The following is an 18,753-nucleotide window of genomic DNA, read 5'->3' as shown; positions in this document are numbered from 1 at the left end:
GAGCCCGCGCACCGCGCGGTAGTCCCGTTCGCCTCGTCGTCGTCCCCGGGCGGCGACGCGGCGACGACACAACAGAACAGCAGCACCTCCCGCCTCACCAGCGGGAGTTCTTCGGATCAGGCGGCGGGCTCGTCCCGTCAGGAAGAGGCACACCCATGCGAAGCCAGACGATCGAGCGTCCCCGGCGCTCCCACGCGTCCCGCGCACTGAAGGCGACGGCGGCCGCCGTCGTCGCGGCGGTCGTCGGCGCGCTCGTCGTCGTCGTCCCCGCGCAGGCGGCCACGACCGACCGCAGCGAGGCCGAGGCGTCGCTCGTCGGCGGAACGGGCATCGTCGCGCTCGACCAGGTCGCCGCACTCGGCGGGGCCTACTCGGCCTTCGGCACCACGCAGAACCCGCCGACGTCGCGCAACCCGCTGAACCTCACCGCCGTCAACGCGCTCACGGTCGGTCTGGGCAACGGCATCCGCCTCCTCGGGGGCAACGGGCTGCTCACCCTCGGCGTCGACGGTCAGTACGCGAACGCCACCGCGACCGGCGCCACCGCCTCGGCCGGTCTCATCGCCCAGGACGGCTCGATCGCCGTCGGCGACGGCAGCCCTGCCCAGCAGACCACCCTCCGCCTCCAGCCGCTGCTCGCCCAGGTGCCCGCCACGCAGGGCGTCCTCAGCGACGTGACCCTGCAGCTCGGCGCGCTCTCGTCGCAGATCACCCAGCAGCGGGGCTCCACCGCCACCACGCCCACGACGGCCTACCAGGTCGCCGGTGCGGAGTTCACCCTGACCAGCCCCGCCGTCCAGGGCGTGACCTCGTCCCTCCGCTCCACGGTCGGCGGCCTGGGGACCGCGGTGAACGGGGTCGCCGGCAGCACCGCCGTCAGCGGCCTCGCGAACTCGATCACCGGCCCGCTCACCACGGCCGTGAACGGCCTGCCCCTCGGTGGCGCCGTCACGCTCGGCCAGCCAACGGTGAACGTGCAGGCGACCGTCGACCTCGACTCGACGATCTCGGCGGAACTCGCCCGTCCCCTGACCAGCGGGCCCGTGACCATCATCCCCAGCACGGGCCAGGTGGTCATCGACCTCGACGCCCTGAACGGTCTGCCCGCGAACACCGACCTGCTGCGTCCCGCGACCATCACCGCGATCACCGCCGGCATCACCGACATCCTGCAGAACCAGCTGCCCACCAACCTCGTGGCCGCCGTGGACGACGCGATCCGCGCGACCCAGGTGACCGTCGACCTCGCCGTCGCACTGCGCATCCAGTTGGCCGTCGTCGGCGTGAACGAGACGTTGAGCACCCGCACCGTGACCACCCTCGGCGCGCTGCTCGACGGTACCGTCCAGCCGGCCGCCACGACCGTCACCGGGTCGGGTCTCGTCGGTGCTCTCGGCGCCACGGTCCTCCGGGGGGCACTCATCCCCGTCGTCGGCACGCTGCTCGGCAGCGTGGGCGGCCTCTACTCGCCCCTGGTGGACGGCACGGCGCTCGCCGCCACGACGACCAGCCTGCGCACCACGACCGCCGCGGTCGTCACGACCCTCGCGCCTCTCACGACGCTGCTCAACCAGCTCGTCCGCGTCACGATCAACGCCCAGGACGGCGCGGGCTTCCGTGACGGCCGTGGCACCGACGCCGGCTCGAGCTCCGTCCACGCGGTCAGCCTCTCGGTCCTCCCGCTGGTGAACGCGTCCCGGGTCGACCTCGCGACCTCCACCGTCCGCGCCGCGGCCCTCGCCCCCCTCAGCATCGCCACGCCCACCGCCGGGCAGGTGTTCGTCGTCCCGGCCTCCCCGGGCGCCACGCGCAGCGTCGTGCTGACCGGTGCCGGCGAGCCCGGCGCCACGGTCACGGTCGACCTCGGTGCCGGTCGCACGGGCACCGGCACGGTCGCCGCGGACGGCAGCTGGAGCGTGACCGTCGCGAACGTGCCCGCAGGGGCCTACAGCGCCTCCGTGACCCAGGCCCTCGGCACCGCGACCACCGGCCCCGTCACGCGGGACTTCACCGTCGTCGCGCAGCAGCCGCTCGTCGTCACCACGCCCACCGCCGGACGCGTCTTCACGGTCCTCGACGCCGACTCCACGACCCCCTTGATCGTCTCGGGCACCGCGACCCCCACGGCCACCGTCGCCGTCGACCTGGGCGGCGGCCGCACGGCCACGGCCCTCGTCGCCGCGGACGGCACCTGGTCGACGACCGTCCCGGGCGTGCCCGTCGGCGGCTACACCGCGTCGGTGACCCAAGCCCTCGGTGGAGACGTCTCCGCCGCCGTGACGCGCGCCTTCAGCGTCGTCGCCGGCACGGGCCTGACCATCACGAGCCCGACCTCCGGCACGCAGTACCGTCTGCCCGGAGCCGACTCCACCCGTGACGTCACCGTCTCGGGTGCCGGGCAGGCCGGTGCCCCGGTCGCCGTCACCCTCGGCGGCGGCCGCGACCTCACCACGACGGTCGCCCCCAACGGCACCTGGTCCGTGACCTTCCCGGCCCTGCCGGTCGCCACCTACACGGCCACCGCGACGCAGACGGTGGGAGGCGCGGTGTCCGCCCCGCAGGCCACCGACTTCACCCTCGTGGCCGCGACCGGCGTGACGATCTCGACGCCGGCGCCCGGTGCGACCCTCACGGTCGCCGACGCCACCTCGACCACCCCGGTCACGGTGACGGGAGCCGCCGAGCCGAACGCCCCCGTCCGCGTGGACCTGGGCGACGGCTACGTGGCCACGACCACGGCCGACGCCACGGGCGCCTGGTCGGCCACCGTGTCGTCCGTGCCCGTCGGGCCCCGGACGATCAGCGTCACGCAGACGGTCGCGGGCGTCGTCTCGGTGCCGGTCACGCAGCCGCTGACGGTCGCCGCCGGTGCGCCGCTCGACATCCTCGCCCCGGCCGAGGGCACCACGGTGCGCGTCGCCGACAGCGCCTCCTTGTCCACGCTGACCGTCTTGGGCACCGCCCAGGTCGGCGCCGACGTCCGCGTCGACCTCGGTGACGGCCTCACCGGCCGGGTCACGGCGGACGCCACGACCGGCGCCTGGTCGGTGGACGTCGCCGGCGTGCCGGTCGGTCAGCGCACGATCTCGGCGACGCAGACCGTCGGCGGCACCGTGTCGCCTGCGCAGACGCGCGTCGTGACGATCGTCGCCGGGACCCCGGTCGCCATCTCGACGCCGGCCCCCGGGGCCACGATCCCGATCGTCGGCGGCACCACGGCCGACGTGACCGTCACCGGCACGGCCGACCCGGGGGCGACCGTCACGGTCGGCCTCGGCGCCGGCTTCGAGGTGCCGGCCACGGTCGACCCCGCCACGGGCGCCTGGACCGCCGTCATCCCCGACGTCCCCGCCGGTGTCCGCACGCTCGGTGCGACGCAGACCCTCGACGGGACCACCTCGGCACCGGTGACCCAGCCGCTGACGATCGCGCAAGGCACGCCCCTGGCCGTCACGGCACCGCTCGACGGCGCCGAGTACTTCGTCCCGGGACCGCAGGACACGACGCCCGTCGTCGTCTCGGGCACGGGCCAGGTCGGGGCGACCGTCGAGGTCGACCTCGGCGACGGCCTCGTCGGCCAGGTGGTCGTCCCGGTCTCGGGCCAGTGGTCCGTCACGGTCGACGGCGTTCCGGTCGGTCCGCACACGGTCTCGGTGACCCAGAGCATCAACGGCTCCACCTCGGACGCCGACACGCGGGACGTCCTGGTCGGCGTCGGCGGCGACGTCGTCATCACGGCGCCCGTCCCCGGCACCCAGCTGGTGGTCGCCGACGACCAGGGGACCGCTCCGGTCACCATCGCGGGCACCGGCGTGCCCGGTCTGCCCGTCACCGTCACGGTGGACGGCGTCGACCAGGCCCCGGTCGCCACCGACGCGCAGGGCGCCTGGTCCCTCGTCCTGACCGGGGTCGCCGTCGGCGACCACGTCGTGGGCGCGAGCCAGCAGCAGGGCCCCGACCTCCTCGAGGCCGAGCCGACGGACTTCTCGGTCGTCTCGGCCGAGGCCGACCTCTCCATCACCGCACCCGGTGACGGCGACGTCGTCACGGTCGCCGGCGCCGACAGCACCACCGCCGTCGTCGTGACCGGGACGGCCTACCCTGGTGCGTCCGTCGAGGTCACCCTGGCCGGCGTGGTCGTCCCGACGACCGCCGGGCCCGACGGGCTCTGGTCCGTCACGGTTCCGGGCGTCCCCGTGGGTGACCAGGTCGCCTCCGCGACCCAGACGGTCGGTGGCACGACGACCACCGAGCCCGTCACCCGGGCCTTCGAGGTCGTCTCCGGGGCCGACGTGGTCATCACGACGCCCGCCGCCGACATCCGCTACGTCGTCGCCTCGCCCGCGGCCACGCAGGACGTCCCGGTCGCCGGCACCGCCCAGCCGGGCGCACGGATCACCGTGACCCTCGACGGCGCCGGGGTCGGCAGCACCCTCGCCGACCCCGTGACCGGGGCCTGGGCGGTCACGCTCGCCGGCGTCGGCGTCGGAGAGCGCGTCCTCGGGGCCTCACAGGCGGTGCGGGACACCGTCCAGCAGGCCGACACGCGAGTCGTGACGATCGACCCGGCCGCCCCGCTGACCATCGTCGCCCCGGCCGACGGCGTCCCGATCGTCCTCGCCGACCCGTCCTCGACGACGACGCTCGTCGTGTCGGGCCAGGCCGAGCCGGGCGCGGTCGTCCGCGTCGACCTCGGCGACGGCTTCACCGACACGGTCACGGCCGGCACCACGACGGGTGCCTGGACGGTGTCCTTCGCCGGGGTGCCCGTGGGCACGCGGACCGTCACCGCCACCCAGACGGTGGGCACCTCGGTCTCGGCTCCCGAGACCCGGGTGGTCCGCATCCTCGCCGGCGACCCGCTCGTCGTCCTGACCCCCGCCGACGGTTCCGTCGTCGACGTGGCCGGGCCCGAGGTCGTGACCACGGTGACCGTCTCCGGCACCGCCGCGGCGGGAGCCACGGTCGACGTGGTCCTCGATCCCGCGACGGGCGCCGACCTCGCCGTCACGACGACGGCCGACGCGGCCACGGGCCGGTGGTCCGTGGACGTCCCGGGCGTGCCCGTCGGTGCGGTCGACCTGTCGGCGACGCAGAGCATCGGCGGCACCACCTCGCCGGCGCAGGAGAGCTCGTTCGAGATCCGCGCGGCCGCCCCGGTCGTCATCGTCGACCCGGACGACACCGTGTTCACGGTGCTCGACCCGGCCGGCACCGTGGACGTCCCCGTCTCGGGCACGGCGTCCCCGGGCGCCCCGGTCTCGGTCCGACTGAACGGGGGAGCGGCCGTCACCACGACCGCCGACCCGACGTCCGGCGACTGGTCCGTCCTCTTCGCCGACCTGCCGACCGCCGTCTACCAGGTGACGGCGTCGCAGACCGTGGCCGGCACGACCTCGACCCCCGTCGCGGCCGGGTTCCGGATCGTGGTCGGTCCCGGGTTGGAGGTCCTGCAGCCCGAGCCCGGTGACGTCGTGACCGTCGCCGACGCGACCGCCTCGACGGCCGTCACGGTCAGCGGCACGGCCGCACCCGGGGCGACCGTCCGCGTCGACCTCGGTGACGACCTCGTGGCCTCGACGATCGCCGACCCGACCACCGGCGCCTGGAGCGTCGTCGTGGCCGGCGTCACGGTCGGCGAGCGCACGCTCTCCGCCACCCAGGCGCTCGGCACCTCGGTGTCGCCCGCCGTCACCCAACCCCTCTCGGTGGTCTCCGCCGCCGCGGTCGTCATCGAGGCCCCGGCCGTCGGGACCGTCGTGGCGGTGGCGACGCCGGACGCGACGACCGACCTGGTCGTGTCGGGCACGGCCGAGCCGGGCGCCTCGATCGCCGTCGACCTCGGCGACGACCTGACCGGCACGGTCACGGCCGACGGCACGACCGGCGCGTGGAGCGTCACCGTGCCGGGCGTCCCGGTCGGCGACCGCACCATCGCGGTCACGCAGACCGTCGACGGCTCGACCTCGACCCCGGTCACGCGGGACGTGTCGATCGTCGTGGCCCCCGCCGCGCCCGCGATCGTCACCCCCGCCCCCGGTGCGACGGTCTCCCTGCTCGACCCGGCCGGCACCACGTCGGTCGTCGTCTCGGGCACCGGTGAGCCCGGCGCCACCATCGCCGTCTCGCTCGGCACGGGCCTCACGGCCGGCGCCACCGTCGGACCCGAGGGTGACTGGCAGACGACCGTCGACGGAGTCCCCGTCGGCGACTACACCCTGACCGCCACGCAGACGATCCGAGGCGCGACCTCGGCCGCGGCGACGCAACCGTTCACGGTCGCGGCGGCGGCGGGTCTCGTCGTCGACCGGCCCACCGACGGCACGACGGTCGTCGTGCTCGCCGCGGGCGACACCGCCCCGGTGGTCGCGTCCGGCACGGCCCAGCCCGGAGCGACCGTCACGGTCGACCTCGGTGACGGCCTGGTCGGGACCGTCGTGGCCGACCCGACGACCGGCGCCTGGAGCGTCACGGTCGACGGCGTCCCGGTCGGCGACCGCACCGCCTCGGTCACCCAGACCGTCGACGGCGCCGTGTCGACCCCGATCACGCGGGACGTGTCGGTCGTCGTGGCCGCCCCGGTGACGATCACCTCGCCGCCCGCGGGGTCGTCGATCGTCGTCCGTGACGCCGACGACACCACCGACGTCACGGTCACCGGCACGGGTCAGCCCGGCGCCACGGTCGTGGTCGCGGTGGGCGACGACCTCTCCGAGACGACGACGGTGACCCCCGAGGGCACCTGGACCGTCACGGTGGGCGACGTGCCCGTCGGCTCGTACCCGGTCGTCGTGACGCAGACGGTGCCGGCCGGTTCGACGACTCCCGCCAGCCAGCAGCTCGACGTGGTGGTCGGCACCCCGGTCACCATCACCGAGCCCGCCCCGGGTGCCACGGTCGTCGTCCTCGACGGCCGGACGACGCCGGTCACTGTGTCGGGCACCGCCCAGCCCGGCGCGACCGTCACGGTCTCGCTCGGTGGCGACCTGACCCAGGCCGTCACGGCCGACCCGACGACGGGGGCGTGGACCACGACCTTCGACGCGGTGCCGGTGGGTGCCGGACCGATCTCGGTGGTGCAGCAGTACGGCACCGTCACGACGGTCCCCGTGACCCAGCCCTTCGCGGTGGTCGCGGCAGACCCGATCCGGATCACCGACCCGGTGACGGGCACGCGCCTCCTCGTGCCGTCCGCCGCCGCGACGGTGGACCTGCCGGTGTCCGGTTCGGCCCAGGCCGGCGCGACCGTCGCGGTGACGCTCGACGACGGCACGGCCGTCACGGTCGACGTGGACGACGACGGCGTCTGGTCGACCACCTTCGCGGGGGTCGGCGTGGGCGAGCACGTGGTGTCCGCGACGCAGACCGTCGCCGGGGTCGAGTCGGCTCCGGTCACGACCACGGTCGTGGTCGAGGCCGCCGCGACGCTCACGATCACGGCACCGACCGACGGCCAGCAGTACCAGGCGGGCGACGCCGGCACCGCGCCGGTCGTCGTCCGTGGCCAGGGGCAGCCGGGCGCACCCGTCGCCGTCACGGTCGACGGGGGAGACCCCGTCACCACGACGGTCGACGCCTCGGGCTCGTGGCAGGTGCCGGTCGTGCTCGGCACCGGGACGCACACGGTCTCGGCCGTGCAGACCGTCGGAGGCGCCACGAGCGCTCCCGTCGAGGTCTCGGTGGTCGTCGTGCCCGTCCCGGCCGACCCCGCCGCCGCGCCCACCATCACCTCGCCGGCCGACGGACAGCTCGTCGTCGACACCGACGGTGACGGCTTCGTCGACCTGCCGGTCACCGGAACGGGCGAGCCCGGAGCGACCGTCACCGTCTCCGTCGGCGGCATCACGCAGACGGCCACCGTCACCGACGGGGGCACCTGGTCGGTGACCCTCCCGGCGGTCCCGGTCGGCACCCGCACCGTGATCGTCGAACAGGCGGTCGGCGGCGTCGTCACCGGCAGCGCGTCGGTCGACGTCACCCTCGCCCCCGCGGCCGAGGTCGCGCCGCTCGTGGTCAACTCGCCCGAACAGGGCTCGATCCTGCCGGCGGGCACGGCGGGGACGGCGGACGTCCTGGTCGGCGGTTCGGCCCAGCCGAACGCCTCGGTGGCCGTCAGCATCGACGGCGGCCTCCCGGTCGTGGTCGACGTGGGCGCCGACGGCGCCTGGTCGACCACCCTCGTGGGGGTCGAGCAGGGGCAGCACACCCTGTCCGTGACCCAGACCGTGGGAGGCGCGGTGTCGGCCCCCGAGACCGTCGTGTTCACGGTCACGGCGGCCGCGAGCACCGACGCCGTCGTCATCACCTCGCCGGCACCCGGCGCGTTGATCGCCGACGTCGACGGGAACGGCCTCGAGGACGTCACGGTGACGGGCACCGGCACACCCGGTGCGCTCGTCACGGTGGACCTCGGCGGCGGGCCGACGCAGTCGGCGACGGTCGGCGCCGACGGCACCTGGGCGGTCGACTTCACGGACGTCCCGGTCGGCGCCTACGTCGTCACGGCGACGCAGACCGCGGACGCGGGCACGACCACGGTGAGCCAGGACCTCCTGATCGCCTCGGTCGACCCCGTGGTGATCACCAGCCCGGTGGCCGGCTCGGTCCTGCAGGCCGGAACCGGCGGCACGACGCCCGTGACGGTCGTCGGGACGGCGGAACCCGGTGCCACGGTGACGGTGCAGCTCGACGACGGCACCGCGCAGGTCGTCCAGGCCGACCCCGGGACGGGGAGCTGGACGGTCGTCCTCGCGGGCGTCGCCGTCGGACCCCACGTGGTCGCCGCGACCGAGACGATCGCGGGCGCCACGTCGGCCCCGGTCACCACCGGGTTCACCGTCGCGGCGGCCAGCGGGACCCCGGGCACGCCGGGCGACCCGGGCACGCCGGGCGACCCGGGCACGCCCGGGACCCCGGGGACCCCTGGTACCCCCGGTACCCCTGGCACCCCCGGCTTCCCGGGTCTGCCCGGATCGGGTGGCGGCACCGGCACCGGCACCGGTAACGGCACCGGCAACGGCGGGGGAGCGGTCCCGACCGGCTCCGTCTCGGGCCTGGCGTACACGGGGTCGGACGCCCTCGGCTGGTTCTCGCTCGCGGCCTTCGCCTTGCTGATCGGCCTCGGCCTCGTGTCGGCGACCAGGGTCCGCCGTCGCGCGAGGGGGTCCGCCGAGTAGTCCACCCCGGCCGGGAGCCGCACCCGAGGGCCCGTCGACACGACGGGCCCTCTCGTGCGCCCGGGGCGCCGCGAGGGGCCCTCGACGGCGACTCCCGCCGTCGACCGTTGTCGGTAGCCACGACTACTCTTGCTCTGTGGTCACCGCCCTGTATCGCCGTTACCGGCCAGAGAACTTCGCCGAGCTCATCGGGCAGACGCAGGTGACCGATCCGCTCCGCACGGCACTCCGCACCAACCGCGTCAACCACGCCTACCTCTTCAGCGGGCCGCGCGGTTGCGGCAAGACGACGTCCGCGCGCATCCTGGCCCGCTGCCTCAACTGCGCCCAGGGTCCGACCGACACCCCGTGCGGCGTCTGTGCGTCGTGCGTCGAGCTGTCACGCGACGGCGGCGGCTCGCTCGACGTCATCGAGATCGACGCGGCCAGCCACAACGGCGTCGACGACGCCCGCGACATCCGTGACCGGGCCGTGTTCGCCCCGGCTCGCGACCGCTTCAAGATCTTCATCCTCGACGAGGCCCACATGGTCACCCCGCAGGGCTTCAACGCCCTGCTGAAGGTCGTCGAAGAACCGCCCGAGCACGTCAAGTTCATCTTCGCGACCACCGAGCCCGACAAGGTGATCGGCACCATCCGGTCGCGCACCCACCACTACCCGTTCCGCCTCGTGCCCCCGGCCCAGATGCTCGAGTACGTCCACGAACTCTGCGAGAGCGAGTCGGTCGAGGCCGCCCCGGGCGTGCTCCCGCTCGTGGTCCGTGCCGGCGGCGGGTCGGTGCGCGACACCCTTTCGCTCCTCGACCAGCTGATGGCCGGCAGCGAGGACGGCGCCATCCAGTACGAGCGCGCCGTCGCGCTGCTCGGGTACACCCATGCATCGCTGCTCGACGACGTCGTCGAGGCGCTGGGCGCCCGGGACGGCGCCGCGGCGTTCGCTGCGGTCGACCGCGTCGTCCAGACCGGGCAAGACCCTCGGCGGTTCGTCGAAGACCTGCTCGAACGCCTGCGCGACCTCATCGTCGTCGGAGCGACCGTCGAGGGTGCCTCGGCCGTGTTGCGGGGCGTCACGGCCGACGAGCTCGACCGTCTCGTGCACCAGTCGCACGCCTTCGGCGCCGCCGAGCTGTCGCGCTCGGCCGACGTCGTCAACCGCGCTCTCACCGACATGACCGGGGCCACCTCGCCGCGGCTGCACCTCGAACTGATGATCGCGCGCGTCCTCGTCCCCGAGAGCGACCAGACCGGCCGGGGCGCCCTCGCCCGGGTCGAGCGCCTCGAACGACGCGTCGGGGTCGAGGGCTCCGGCTCCGGTCCGTCCGCCGTGGCGGGTCCGTCCGCTGCCCCGTCGACGCAGGCGGCTGCCCGGCCGGCCGAGGTCCGGACGGCGGGTCGATCGACGCCTCCCGTCGCCGCGTCGGCCCCGTCCGCGTCGGCCCCGTCCGCCTCGCCCGTCGAGGCCACGCCGTCGACCGAGGCGGCCGGTGGCCCGTCGGCCGTCGAGAGTGCGACGGCGTCCTGGGCGACGGCCGCTCCGTCGACCTCTGCCACCCGGGCCGACCAGGCCGACTCCGCGACGCCGACCGAACCCGCGCCTCCGTCCGCACCGCACTCGGCCGCGTGGGCACAGACCCCCGACACCGGCCAGGCGTCCGTGGGCGGCGCGGCTCCCGTCACGCTCCAGCAGTTGCGTGACAGCTGGCCCGAGATCGTCGAGGTCGTCCAGAAGGCGCGGCGCACGGCCTGGATGGTCGTCGTCACGGCCACCGTCGTCGACTTCGTCGACGACGTGCTGACGCTGGCCTTCCCCAGCGCCAACGACGTCGAGAGCTTCAAGCGGCCGCAGGGCGCGGCCGAGGGTGTCAGCGAGTACCTGCGACGCGCGATCGTCGACGTCCTCGGCGTCAAGGTGAAGTACATCGCCCGTGTCGAGGGCGACGGGCCCGCGGGCCCGACCCCCACGGGTGCACCCGTCGACGCCACCGCCCCTCCCGCCACGTCGGGTGCGCCGCGAGAGACCGGCCGGTCGACCACACCGGCGCCCGAGGCCGGACGCCAGCCGTCCGGGCCCGCGTCTCCGGGGTCGGCGCCGTCCGAGACGGGCCCGGCTTCGGCCCCCGCCGCGACGCCGCCGGCGCCCGAGGCCGCCGCGCGGTCCGGTGCCGCGGCGCGGTCCGGCGGCTCGACCCCCGTCACCGGGTGGGACGTCGCCCCCATCCCGCAGACCCCGCCCCCCGAGCCCGACGAACCCGAGCACATCACCGAAGAACCGCCCGGCGGCGTCCCGACGGTCGACGCCGCGCCTCCTCCGCCCGAGGTCGACGTGCCCCCGGCTCGCCCTGCCGCCGCCGCCCCGTCGCCCTCCACAGCGGCCACCAGCACACCGACCACCTCCGCCGGTGCGGGTCCGTCGGTGGCCGAGCGTCGCGCGGCGACCGGCGACCCGCGCCGGGGCATCCCCACCGGGTCGCGCTACGGCGAGGCCGTCGTGCGCGAGATCCTCGGGGCCCAGTTCATCGCAGAAGAGACGATCGCCCCCCGGGTCACGCCTCAGAGAAGCGAGTAGCGCGTGTACGAAGGCATCGTCCAAGAGCTGATCGACGAATTCGGTCGCCTCCCCGGCATCGGGCCCAAGTCGGCGCAGCGCATCGCGTTCCACATCGTGCAGAACGAGTCGTTCGACACGTCACGCCTCGCCGAGCTGCTCGTCGACGTCAAGACCAAGGTGCGTTTCTGCGAGATCTGCGGCAACGTCAGCGAACAAGAGACGTGCAACATCTGCCGTGACCCGCGTCGCTCGCCCGCCACGATCTGCGTCGTCGAAGAGGCCAAGGACGTCCAGGCCATCGAGCGCACCCGCGAGTTCCGCGGTCTGTACCACGTGCTCGGCGGGGCGATCAGTCCCATCGACGGCATCGGTCCCGACGATCTGCGCATCCGCCAGTTGGTGCAGCGTCTCGCCGACGACACCGTGCAAGAGGTCATCATCGCCACCGATCCCAACCTCGAGGGCGAGGCGACCGCGACGTACCTCTCCCGGATGCTCGCGCCCTTCGGTCTCCGGGTGACGCGACTGGCCTCGGGGTTGCCCGTGGGCGGCGACCTCGAGTACGCCGACGAGGTCACGCTCGGCCGCGCCTTCGAGGGCCGTCGGCTCGTCTCCGAATGACGACCCGCGCCTCCTGAACCCGTCCGGCGCACGCCTGCCCGTCAGAGGCGGGCGCGCCGTGCCCGCACGGCGCAGTACGCACCGTAGGCCATGAGCCCCAGGGCGACGGCCGTCAGCACCACCACGCCGAACGGAAGGGCCGCGAGGGCCTTCAGCGCGCCGTCGAGCCCCGTGGCCTCGCTCGGGTCCGAGGTGACGGCCGCGACCGCGAACAGCACCCCCACCACGCCCAGGGCGATCCCCTTGGCCACGTAACCCGTGACGCCGAGGGCGACCGTGCCCCGTCCCGCCGCACCGCCCGGCAGCGTGAGGTCCTCGCGGAACTTCTGCTTCACGCCCTTCACGACGAAGTAGGCCCCGATCGCCACGATGGCGAGCGCGACGACGACGAGCAGCACGACGCCGCCGGGTGCGGAGAGCAGCCGGGCGCTGAGCGTCTGGGTCTGTCCCGAGCTGTCCGACGACGACCCCCGGGCGAAGGTGAAGGCCGTGAACCCGACGGCGAGGTAGGCGACGCCCTTGCCGCCCTCCTTCGCACGCTCGCCCCAGGCGTCCTTGTCCGTCCCGCGGACGAGAGCGGCCTCCAGCAACTGGAAGAGGCCGAGGCCCCAGAGCCCGACGACGATCAGCCAGAGGAGGAAGACCCCGCCCGGGCGGGACGCGAACTGCCCGAGGGCACCGCCCTGGTCGGCCTCGCCTCCACCTCCGAACGCGACGCCGAGGGCGATCACGCCGATCACGACGTGGAGCAGGCCGTTCATGGCGAAGCCGACGCGGGCGGCGGTCGTGAGGGCGCGGCTGTCCTGGAGGCGGCTGGCGGCGCCGCGGGCCTGGTCGGTGGTGTCGGGCATCGGTCCACCGTAGGGGAGAGGCGCCGATGACGCCCCGCGACCGACGTACGTCACACGCTCTCGACACCGAATAGAATCGCCGGACGCAGGCGTGAGCCGTCCTCCGGCGCGCCCAGTCCCCCTTCTCAGGAGTCACCGTGAGCTTGATCGTGCAGAAATTCGGCGGGTCGTCCGTCGCCGATGCCGAGAGCATCAAGCGCGTCGCCAAGCGCATCGTCGAGACGCGGAAGGCCGGCAACGACGTCGTCGTTGCCGTCAGCGCGATGGGCGACACCACCGACGAACTGCTCGACCTGGCCAACGAGGTCAGCCCGCTGCCCGGCGGTCGCGAGCTCGACATGCTGCTCACCGCGGGCGAGCGCATCAGCATGGCCCTGCTCGCCATGGCGATCCGCAGCCTGGGCGTCGAGGCCCGCTCGTACACGGGCAGCCAGGCCGGCATGATCACCGACGCCCAGCACGGCAAGGCCCGCATCGTCGACGTGACGCCCGGACGGGTGCGCGACGCGCTCGACGCCGGGTACGTGGCGATCGTCGCCGGCTTCCAGGGGTTCAACCGGTCCACGGGCGACATCACGACCCTCGGTCGTGGCGGCTCCGACACGACCGCCGTCGCCCTCGCCGCGGCGCTCGACGCCGACGTGTGCGAGATCTACACCGACGTCGACGGCGTCTTCACGGCCGACCCCCGCGTCGTGCCCAAGGCCCGCAAGCTCGACCGCGTCACGAGCGAAGAGATGCTCGAGCTCGCCGCCGCCGGGTCGAAGGTGCTCTACATCCGTGCCGTCGAGTACGCCCGGCGTCACGGGGTCACCCTGCACGTCCGCTCGTCGTTCAACAACAACGAGGGCACGCTCGTCGTCAACCCGAAAGAGGGAGAGAACGTGGAAGAACCCATCATCAGCGGGGTCGCGGGCGACCTCAGCGAGGGCAAGATCACCGTCGTCGGCGTCCCCGACGTGCCCGGCAAGGCCGCCCAGATCTTCCGCACGGTCGCCAAGACCGGCGCCAACATCGACATGATCGTGCAGAACGTGTCGGCGGCGTCGACCAGCCGCACCGACATCTCGTTCACCCTGCCGAAGTCCGAGGGTGCCGTCGTGCTCCAGGCCCTCGAGTCCGACCGGGCCGAGATCGGCTTCGAGTCCCTGCAGTACGACGACCAGATCGGCAAGCTGGCCCTCGTCGGCGCAGGCATGCGCACCAACGCCGGCGTCTCGGCGCGGCTGTTCACGGCCCTCTTCGAGGCCGGCATCAACATCGAGATGATCTCGACCAGCGAGATCCGCATCTCGGTGGTCACGCGGGCCGACACCCTGAACGACGCCCTGCGCGTCGTCCACACGGCCTTCGGCCTCGACGCCGAGGTCGACGCCGTCGTCCACGGCGGCACCGGCCGCTGACGCGACCCACCACCCGAGGAGGCGCGCGCGGCCACCGCACCGCGCCTCCCGACCCGGCTCCCACCGGGCCAGGACCCGCACCACCGAACCCCGCACCACCGAAACCCAGGAGGCACCCATGGCCGAAGGACTGCGCGTCGGCGTGATCGGCGCGACCGGACAGGTCGGCAAGGTCATGCGCACGCTGCTCGACGAGCGCGACTTCCCGATCGCCGAGATCCGCTTCTTCGCCACCGCCCGGTCGGCGGGCACGACCCTGCCGTTCCGCGGTGTCGACATCCTGGTCGAGGACGTCGAGACGGCCGACCCCGCGGGTCTCGACATCGCCCTCTTCTCGGCGGGCGCGACGGGCTCGCGGGCCCACGCGCCACGGTTCGCCGCGGCCGGGGCACTGGTCATCGACAACTCGAGCGCCTGGCGCATGGACCCCGAGGTGCCCCTGGTGGTCAGCGAGGTCAACCCCCACGCCCTCCGCGAGGCGGTCAAGGGCATCGTCGCCAACCCCAACTGCACGACCATGGCGGCCATGCCCGTGCTGAAGGTGCTCGACACCGAGGCCACCCTGCAGCGCCTGATCGTCAGCACCTACCAGGCGGTGTCGGGCAGTGGACTCGCCGGCGCCGACGAGCTGCTGCAGCAGACCCGTGCCGCGATCGAGGGCGACACCATCGGCCTCGTGCACGACGGTCGCGCGGTCGACCTGCCCGAGCCGGTCACGTACGTCCGTCCCATCGCCTTCGACGTCATCCCGCTCGCGGGCAGCATCGTGGACGACGGCACGAACGAGACCGACGAAGAGAAGAAGCTGCGCAACGAGAGCCGCAAGATCCTCGAGCGCCCCGACCTGCTGGTCAGCGGCACGTGCGTCCGGGTGCCGGTCTTCACGGGGCACTCGCTCTCGATCAACGCCGAGTTCGCCTCGGACATCACGGCGGAGCGCGCGGAAGAACTCCTGCGCGACGCCCCCGGGGTGGTCCTCACCGACGTCCCGACCCCGCTCGAGGCGGCGGGAGCCGACCCCAGCTTCGTCGGCCGCATCCGGCACGACGAGGGCGTCCCCGGTCACCGTGGGCTCGCGTTCTTCATCAGCAACGACAACCTCCGCAAGGGTGCGGCGCTCAACGCCGTTCAGATCGCCGAGCTCGTCGCCGCCGAGCGCGCCGTCGCCTGATCCCGCCGAGGCCGGTCGCCCGAGGGGCCGGCGATGCGTCGCACCCCGGTCTCTCGACATCGAGACACCGGGGTGTCGTGCTCCGGCGGCCTCCCGGGGTCGCCGAGGGGGCCGGGCCTAGACTGACGTCGTGACCGATGCGAAGAAGCCCGTCGACGTAGCCCTCATCGGGGCAGGCATCATGAGTGCCACCCTCGGTGCCATGATCAAACAGCTCGAGCCGAGTTGGACGATCCAGATCTACGAGGCGCTGGGCGACGTCGCCCTCGAGTCGAGCAACCCCTGGAACAACGCGGGCACGGGCCACTCCGCCCTCTGCGAGCTCAACTACACGCCCGAGCGCTCCGACGGCACCATCGACACGTCGAGCGCCGTGAAGGTCAACGAGCAGTTCCAGGTGTCGCGGCAGTTCTGGTCGTTCCTCGTGGCCGAGGGAGCCCTGCCGCAGCCGGACGCCTTCATCAACTCGACCCCGCACATGAGCTTCGTCTGGGGCGAGAAGAACGTCGAGTACCTCCGCAAGCGCCACGAGGCCCTGCGTGAGCACCCGCTGTTCCAGGGGCTCGAGTTCAGCACCGACGCGTCCGTCATCCGGTCGTGGGCGCCGGTCCTCATCCCGGGACGGGCGAAGGGGCAGCCGATCGCGGCGACGCGGATCGCCGCCGGCACGGACGTCGACTTCGGGTCCCTCACGCGCCTCCTCCTCACCTACCTGCAGGGCGAGGGGGCGATCCTCGAGGTCGACCACCGCGTCACGAACCTCACGAAGCTCGCCGACGGCACGTGGCGGGTGGCCCTCCGCAAGCAGGTCGGTGGCACGCCGACGACCGTCGACGCGCGCTTCGTCTTCGTCGGTGCCGGTGGGGGAGCGCTGCACCTGCTGCAGAAGTCGGGAATCGACGAGATCAAGGGCTTCGGCGGGTTCCCGGTCAGCGGCGAGTTCCTCCGTTGCGACGATCCCGCGATCGTCGGAAAGCACCAGGCCAAGGTCTACGGCAAGGCCGCCGTCGGCTCGCCCCCGATGTCCGTGCCGCACCTCGACACGCGCGTCGTCGACGGGCAGGCCAGCCTGATGTTCGGGCCCTACGCCGGTTTCAGCCCGAAGTTCCTCAAGCACGGCTCGATGTTCGACCTCTTCGCGTCGATCCGTGCCCACAACCTCTACCCGATGATCCGGGCCGGGCTCGCCAACCTCTCGCTCGTCAAGTACCTCGTGGGGCAACTGGCGGCGAGCAAGCAGACCAAGTTCGAGGCGCTGCGCGAATTCATGCCCGACGCCGACCCGAAGGACTGGTACCGCATCACGGCCGGTCAGCGGGTGCAGGTCATCAAGAAGGACCGCAAGAAGGGCGGGGTGCTGCAGTTCGGCACCGAGGTCATCACGGCGGGCGACGGCACCATCGCAGGCCTCCTCGGTGCGTCCCCCGGGGCGTCCACGGCCGTGCCGATCATGCTCAGCGTGCTCGAGCGGTGCTTCCCCGACCGCATCGCGGCGTGGAAGCCCCGGCTCAACGCCATGATCCCCACGTACGGCGACGACCTCTCGTCCGACGAACGCCGTGCCGCGTCGACCATCGGGGCGACCGCCGAGGCGTTGCACATCCACGCCTGACGCCTCGACCCGGGCCTCGCGTCCCCGTGCTGCGGGCCCCGGGTTGACCCTGGTTCGAACGTGTGTTCGAATGGGGGCATGCGATGGTCCGAGCAAGCGGTCGACACCGAGAACGCCTCGGCGCTGCCCGGTCTGGCGCGATTGAACAACCTGATCACCTCCGTCACGACGCCCGAGTTCGCGGGGGTGACGTTCCACGAGGTGGTCGCGAAGAGTGCCCTCAACCGTGTGCCAGGGGGTGACTCGGCCCTCCCTTTCGGGTGGACGATCAATCCCTACCGGGGCTGCAGCCACGCGTGCGTGTACTGCTTCGCCCGCCCCACCCACGAGTACCTCGACCTCGACGGCGGCGACGACTTCGACCGGCAGATCGTCGTCAAGGTCAACGTCGCCGAGGTGCTCGCGCGTGAGCTGCACCGCCCCACCTGGCAGCACCACCCGGTCGCGCTCGGCACGAACACCGATCCCTACCAGCGTGCCGAGGGCCGGTACCGGCTCATGCCCGGCATCATCGCCGCCCTCGCCGACTCGGGCACGCCCTTCAGCATCCTGACCAAGGGCACGTTGCTGCGGCGCGACCTCCCCCTGCTCGCCGAGGCGGCGCAGCACGTGCCCGTCGACCTGGCCATGTCGATCGCCGTCCACGACGACGACCTGCAGCAATCGGTCGAGCCGGGCACGCCGACGACGGCGGCCCGCCTGGCCACCGTCTCCGCGGCCCGCGAGCTGGGGCTGTCCTGCTCGGTGTTCATGATGCCCGTGCTGCCGTACCTCACCGACGGCCTCGACCACCTGCACGCCGCGCTCGCCGCCGTCCGCGACTCGGGCGCGTCGAGCGTCATGTACAGCGCCCTGCACCTCAAGCCGGGGGTCAAAGAGTGGTGGTTCGCCTGGCTCGAGCGTGAGCACCCCGAACTCGTGGGCAAGTACCGTGCGCTCTACGCCCAGGGCACCTACGCCCCGACGGGGTACCGCTCCTGGCTGGCCGCCCGGCTACGGCCCCTGCTGCGCGAGTACGGCCTCGAGAAGGGGCGGGCCGACCCGGCTACGGGGTCGATGCGTTCCGCCGCACTCGACGACAGCGCGCGTTCCCTCCGACTGATGGGCCTCAACGGCACCGGCGCGGCCCCTGCCGCCGGGACGGGCGGCCTGGCGGGCATCCCCGACCTGGCCGTCGGTGCCGGTGCCGGTGCCGGTGACTCCGCGGTCCCGCGCGCCCTCATCGCCCACGAACTGCCGGGCGGGGCCCGATCACAGCCGCGACTGTTCTGAGCCTCCGAGGGCCAGAGGTCATCGGCACGGGGTGTTGTGCCCCGCTCGACCAGAACGGGGCACAAGAAGAAGCGCTCTGCCTGCGCGACACCCGCACTG

The 18,753-nt window shown here is 73.5% G+C and carries 8 protein-coding genes; 7 read left to right on the top strand and 1 reads right to left on the bottom strand.

Features of this window, described 5'->3' with window-relative positions; translation table 11 throughout:
• Window positions 1-155 precede the first annotated feature (155 nt).
• The 3 genes from ACVJ1F_RS13045 to recR all read left to right on the top strand — a co-directional run bounded on the left by ACVJ1F_RS13045 (window position 156) and on the right by recR (window position 12,345).
• Window positions 156-9,176, top strand: coding sequence for a choice-of-anchor G family protein (locus ACVJ1F_RS13045; protein ID WP_456886709.1), 9,021 nt, complete (start codon window positions 156-158; stop codon window positions 9,174-9,176).
• A gap of 136 nt (window positions 9,177-9,312) precedes the next feature.
• A complete protein-coding gene (locus ACVJ1F_RS13040) occupies window positions 9,313-11,742 on the top strand; it encodes a DNA polymerase III subunit gamma and tau (RefSeq protein ID WP_456886707.1) in 2,430 nt (809 codons plus the stop codon).
• 3 nt (window positions 11,743-11,745) lie between these two features.
• Window positions 11,746-12,345: a recombination mediator RecR gene (gene recR, locus ACVJ1F_RS13035; protein WP_043595550.1), complete on the top strand. Its 600-nt coding sequence runs from the start codon at window positions 11,746-11,748 to the stop codon at window positions 12,343-12,345.
• Window positions 12,346-12,386: 41 nt separating this feature from the next.
• On the opposite strand, the gene ACVJ1F_RS13030 is transcribed toward recR, so the two are convergent.
• Window positions 12,387-13,196 (bottom strand): DUF1206 domain-containing protein, encoded by an 810-nt coding sequence (locus ACVJ1F_RS13030; protein WP_456886705.1) that lies wholly within the window; start codon window positions 13,194-13,196, stop codon window positions 12,387-12,389.
• A gap of 137 nt (window positions 13,197-13,333) precedes the next feature.
• Here ACVJ1F_RS13030 and ACVJ1F_RS13025 point away from each other — a divergent pair, with 137 nt between their 5' ends.
• The 4 genes from ACVJ1F_RS13025 to ACVJ1F_RS13010 all read left to right on the top strand — a co-directional run bounded on the left by ACVJ1F_RS13025 (window position 13,334) and on the right by ACVJ1F_RS13010 (window position 18,654).
• Entirely contained in the window at window positions 13,334-14,599 is a 1,266-nt protein-coding gene (locus ACVJ1F_RS13025; protein WP_055971466.1) for an aspartate kinase, read from the top strand.
• Between the two features lie 118 nt (window positions 14,600-14,717).
• On the top strand, window positions 14,718-15,770 hold the full coding sequence (locus ACVJ1F_RS13020; RefSeq protein WP_456886704.1) for an aspartate-semialdehyde dehydrogenase: 1,053 nt from the start codon (window positions 14,718-14,720) through the stop codon (window positions 15,768-15,770).
• Between the two features lie 130 nt (window positions 15,771-15,900).
• Window positions 15,901-17,382 carry a malate:quinone oxidoreductase gene (locus ACVJ1F_RS13015; protein ID WP_123570488.1) on the top strand — a complete coding sequence of 494 codons (1,482 nt, stop codon included), beginning with the start codon at window positions 15,901-15,903 and terminating at the stop codon, window positions 17,380-17,382.
• A 78-nt stretch (window positions 17,383-17,460) separates the two neighbouring features.
• Entirely contained in the window at window positions 17,461-18,654 is a 1,194-nt protein-coding gene (locus tag ACVJ1F_RS13010; protein ID WP_456886702.1) for an Rv2578c family radical SAM protein, read from the top strand.
• Window positions 18,655-18,753: the final 99 nt, after the last annotated feature.

The organism is Frigoribacterium sp. 2355, from assembly GCF_054060695.1.
This window is presented reverse-complemented; position numbering and strand designations above follow the sequence as displayed.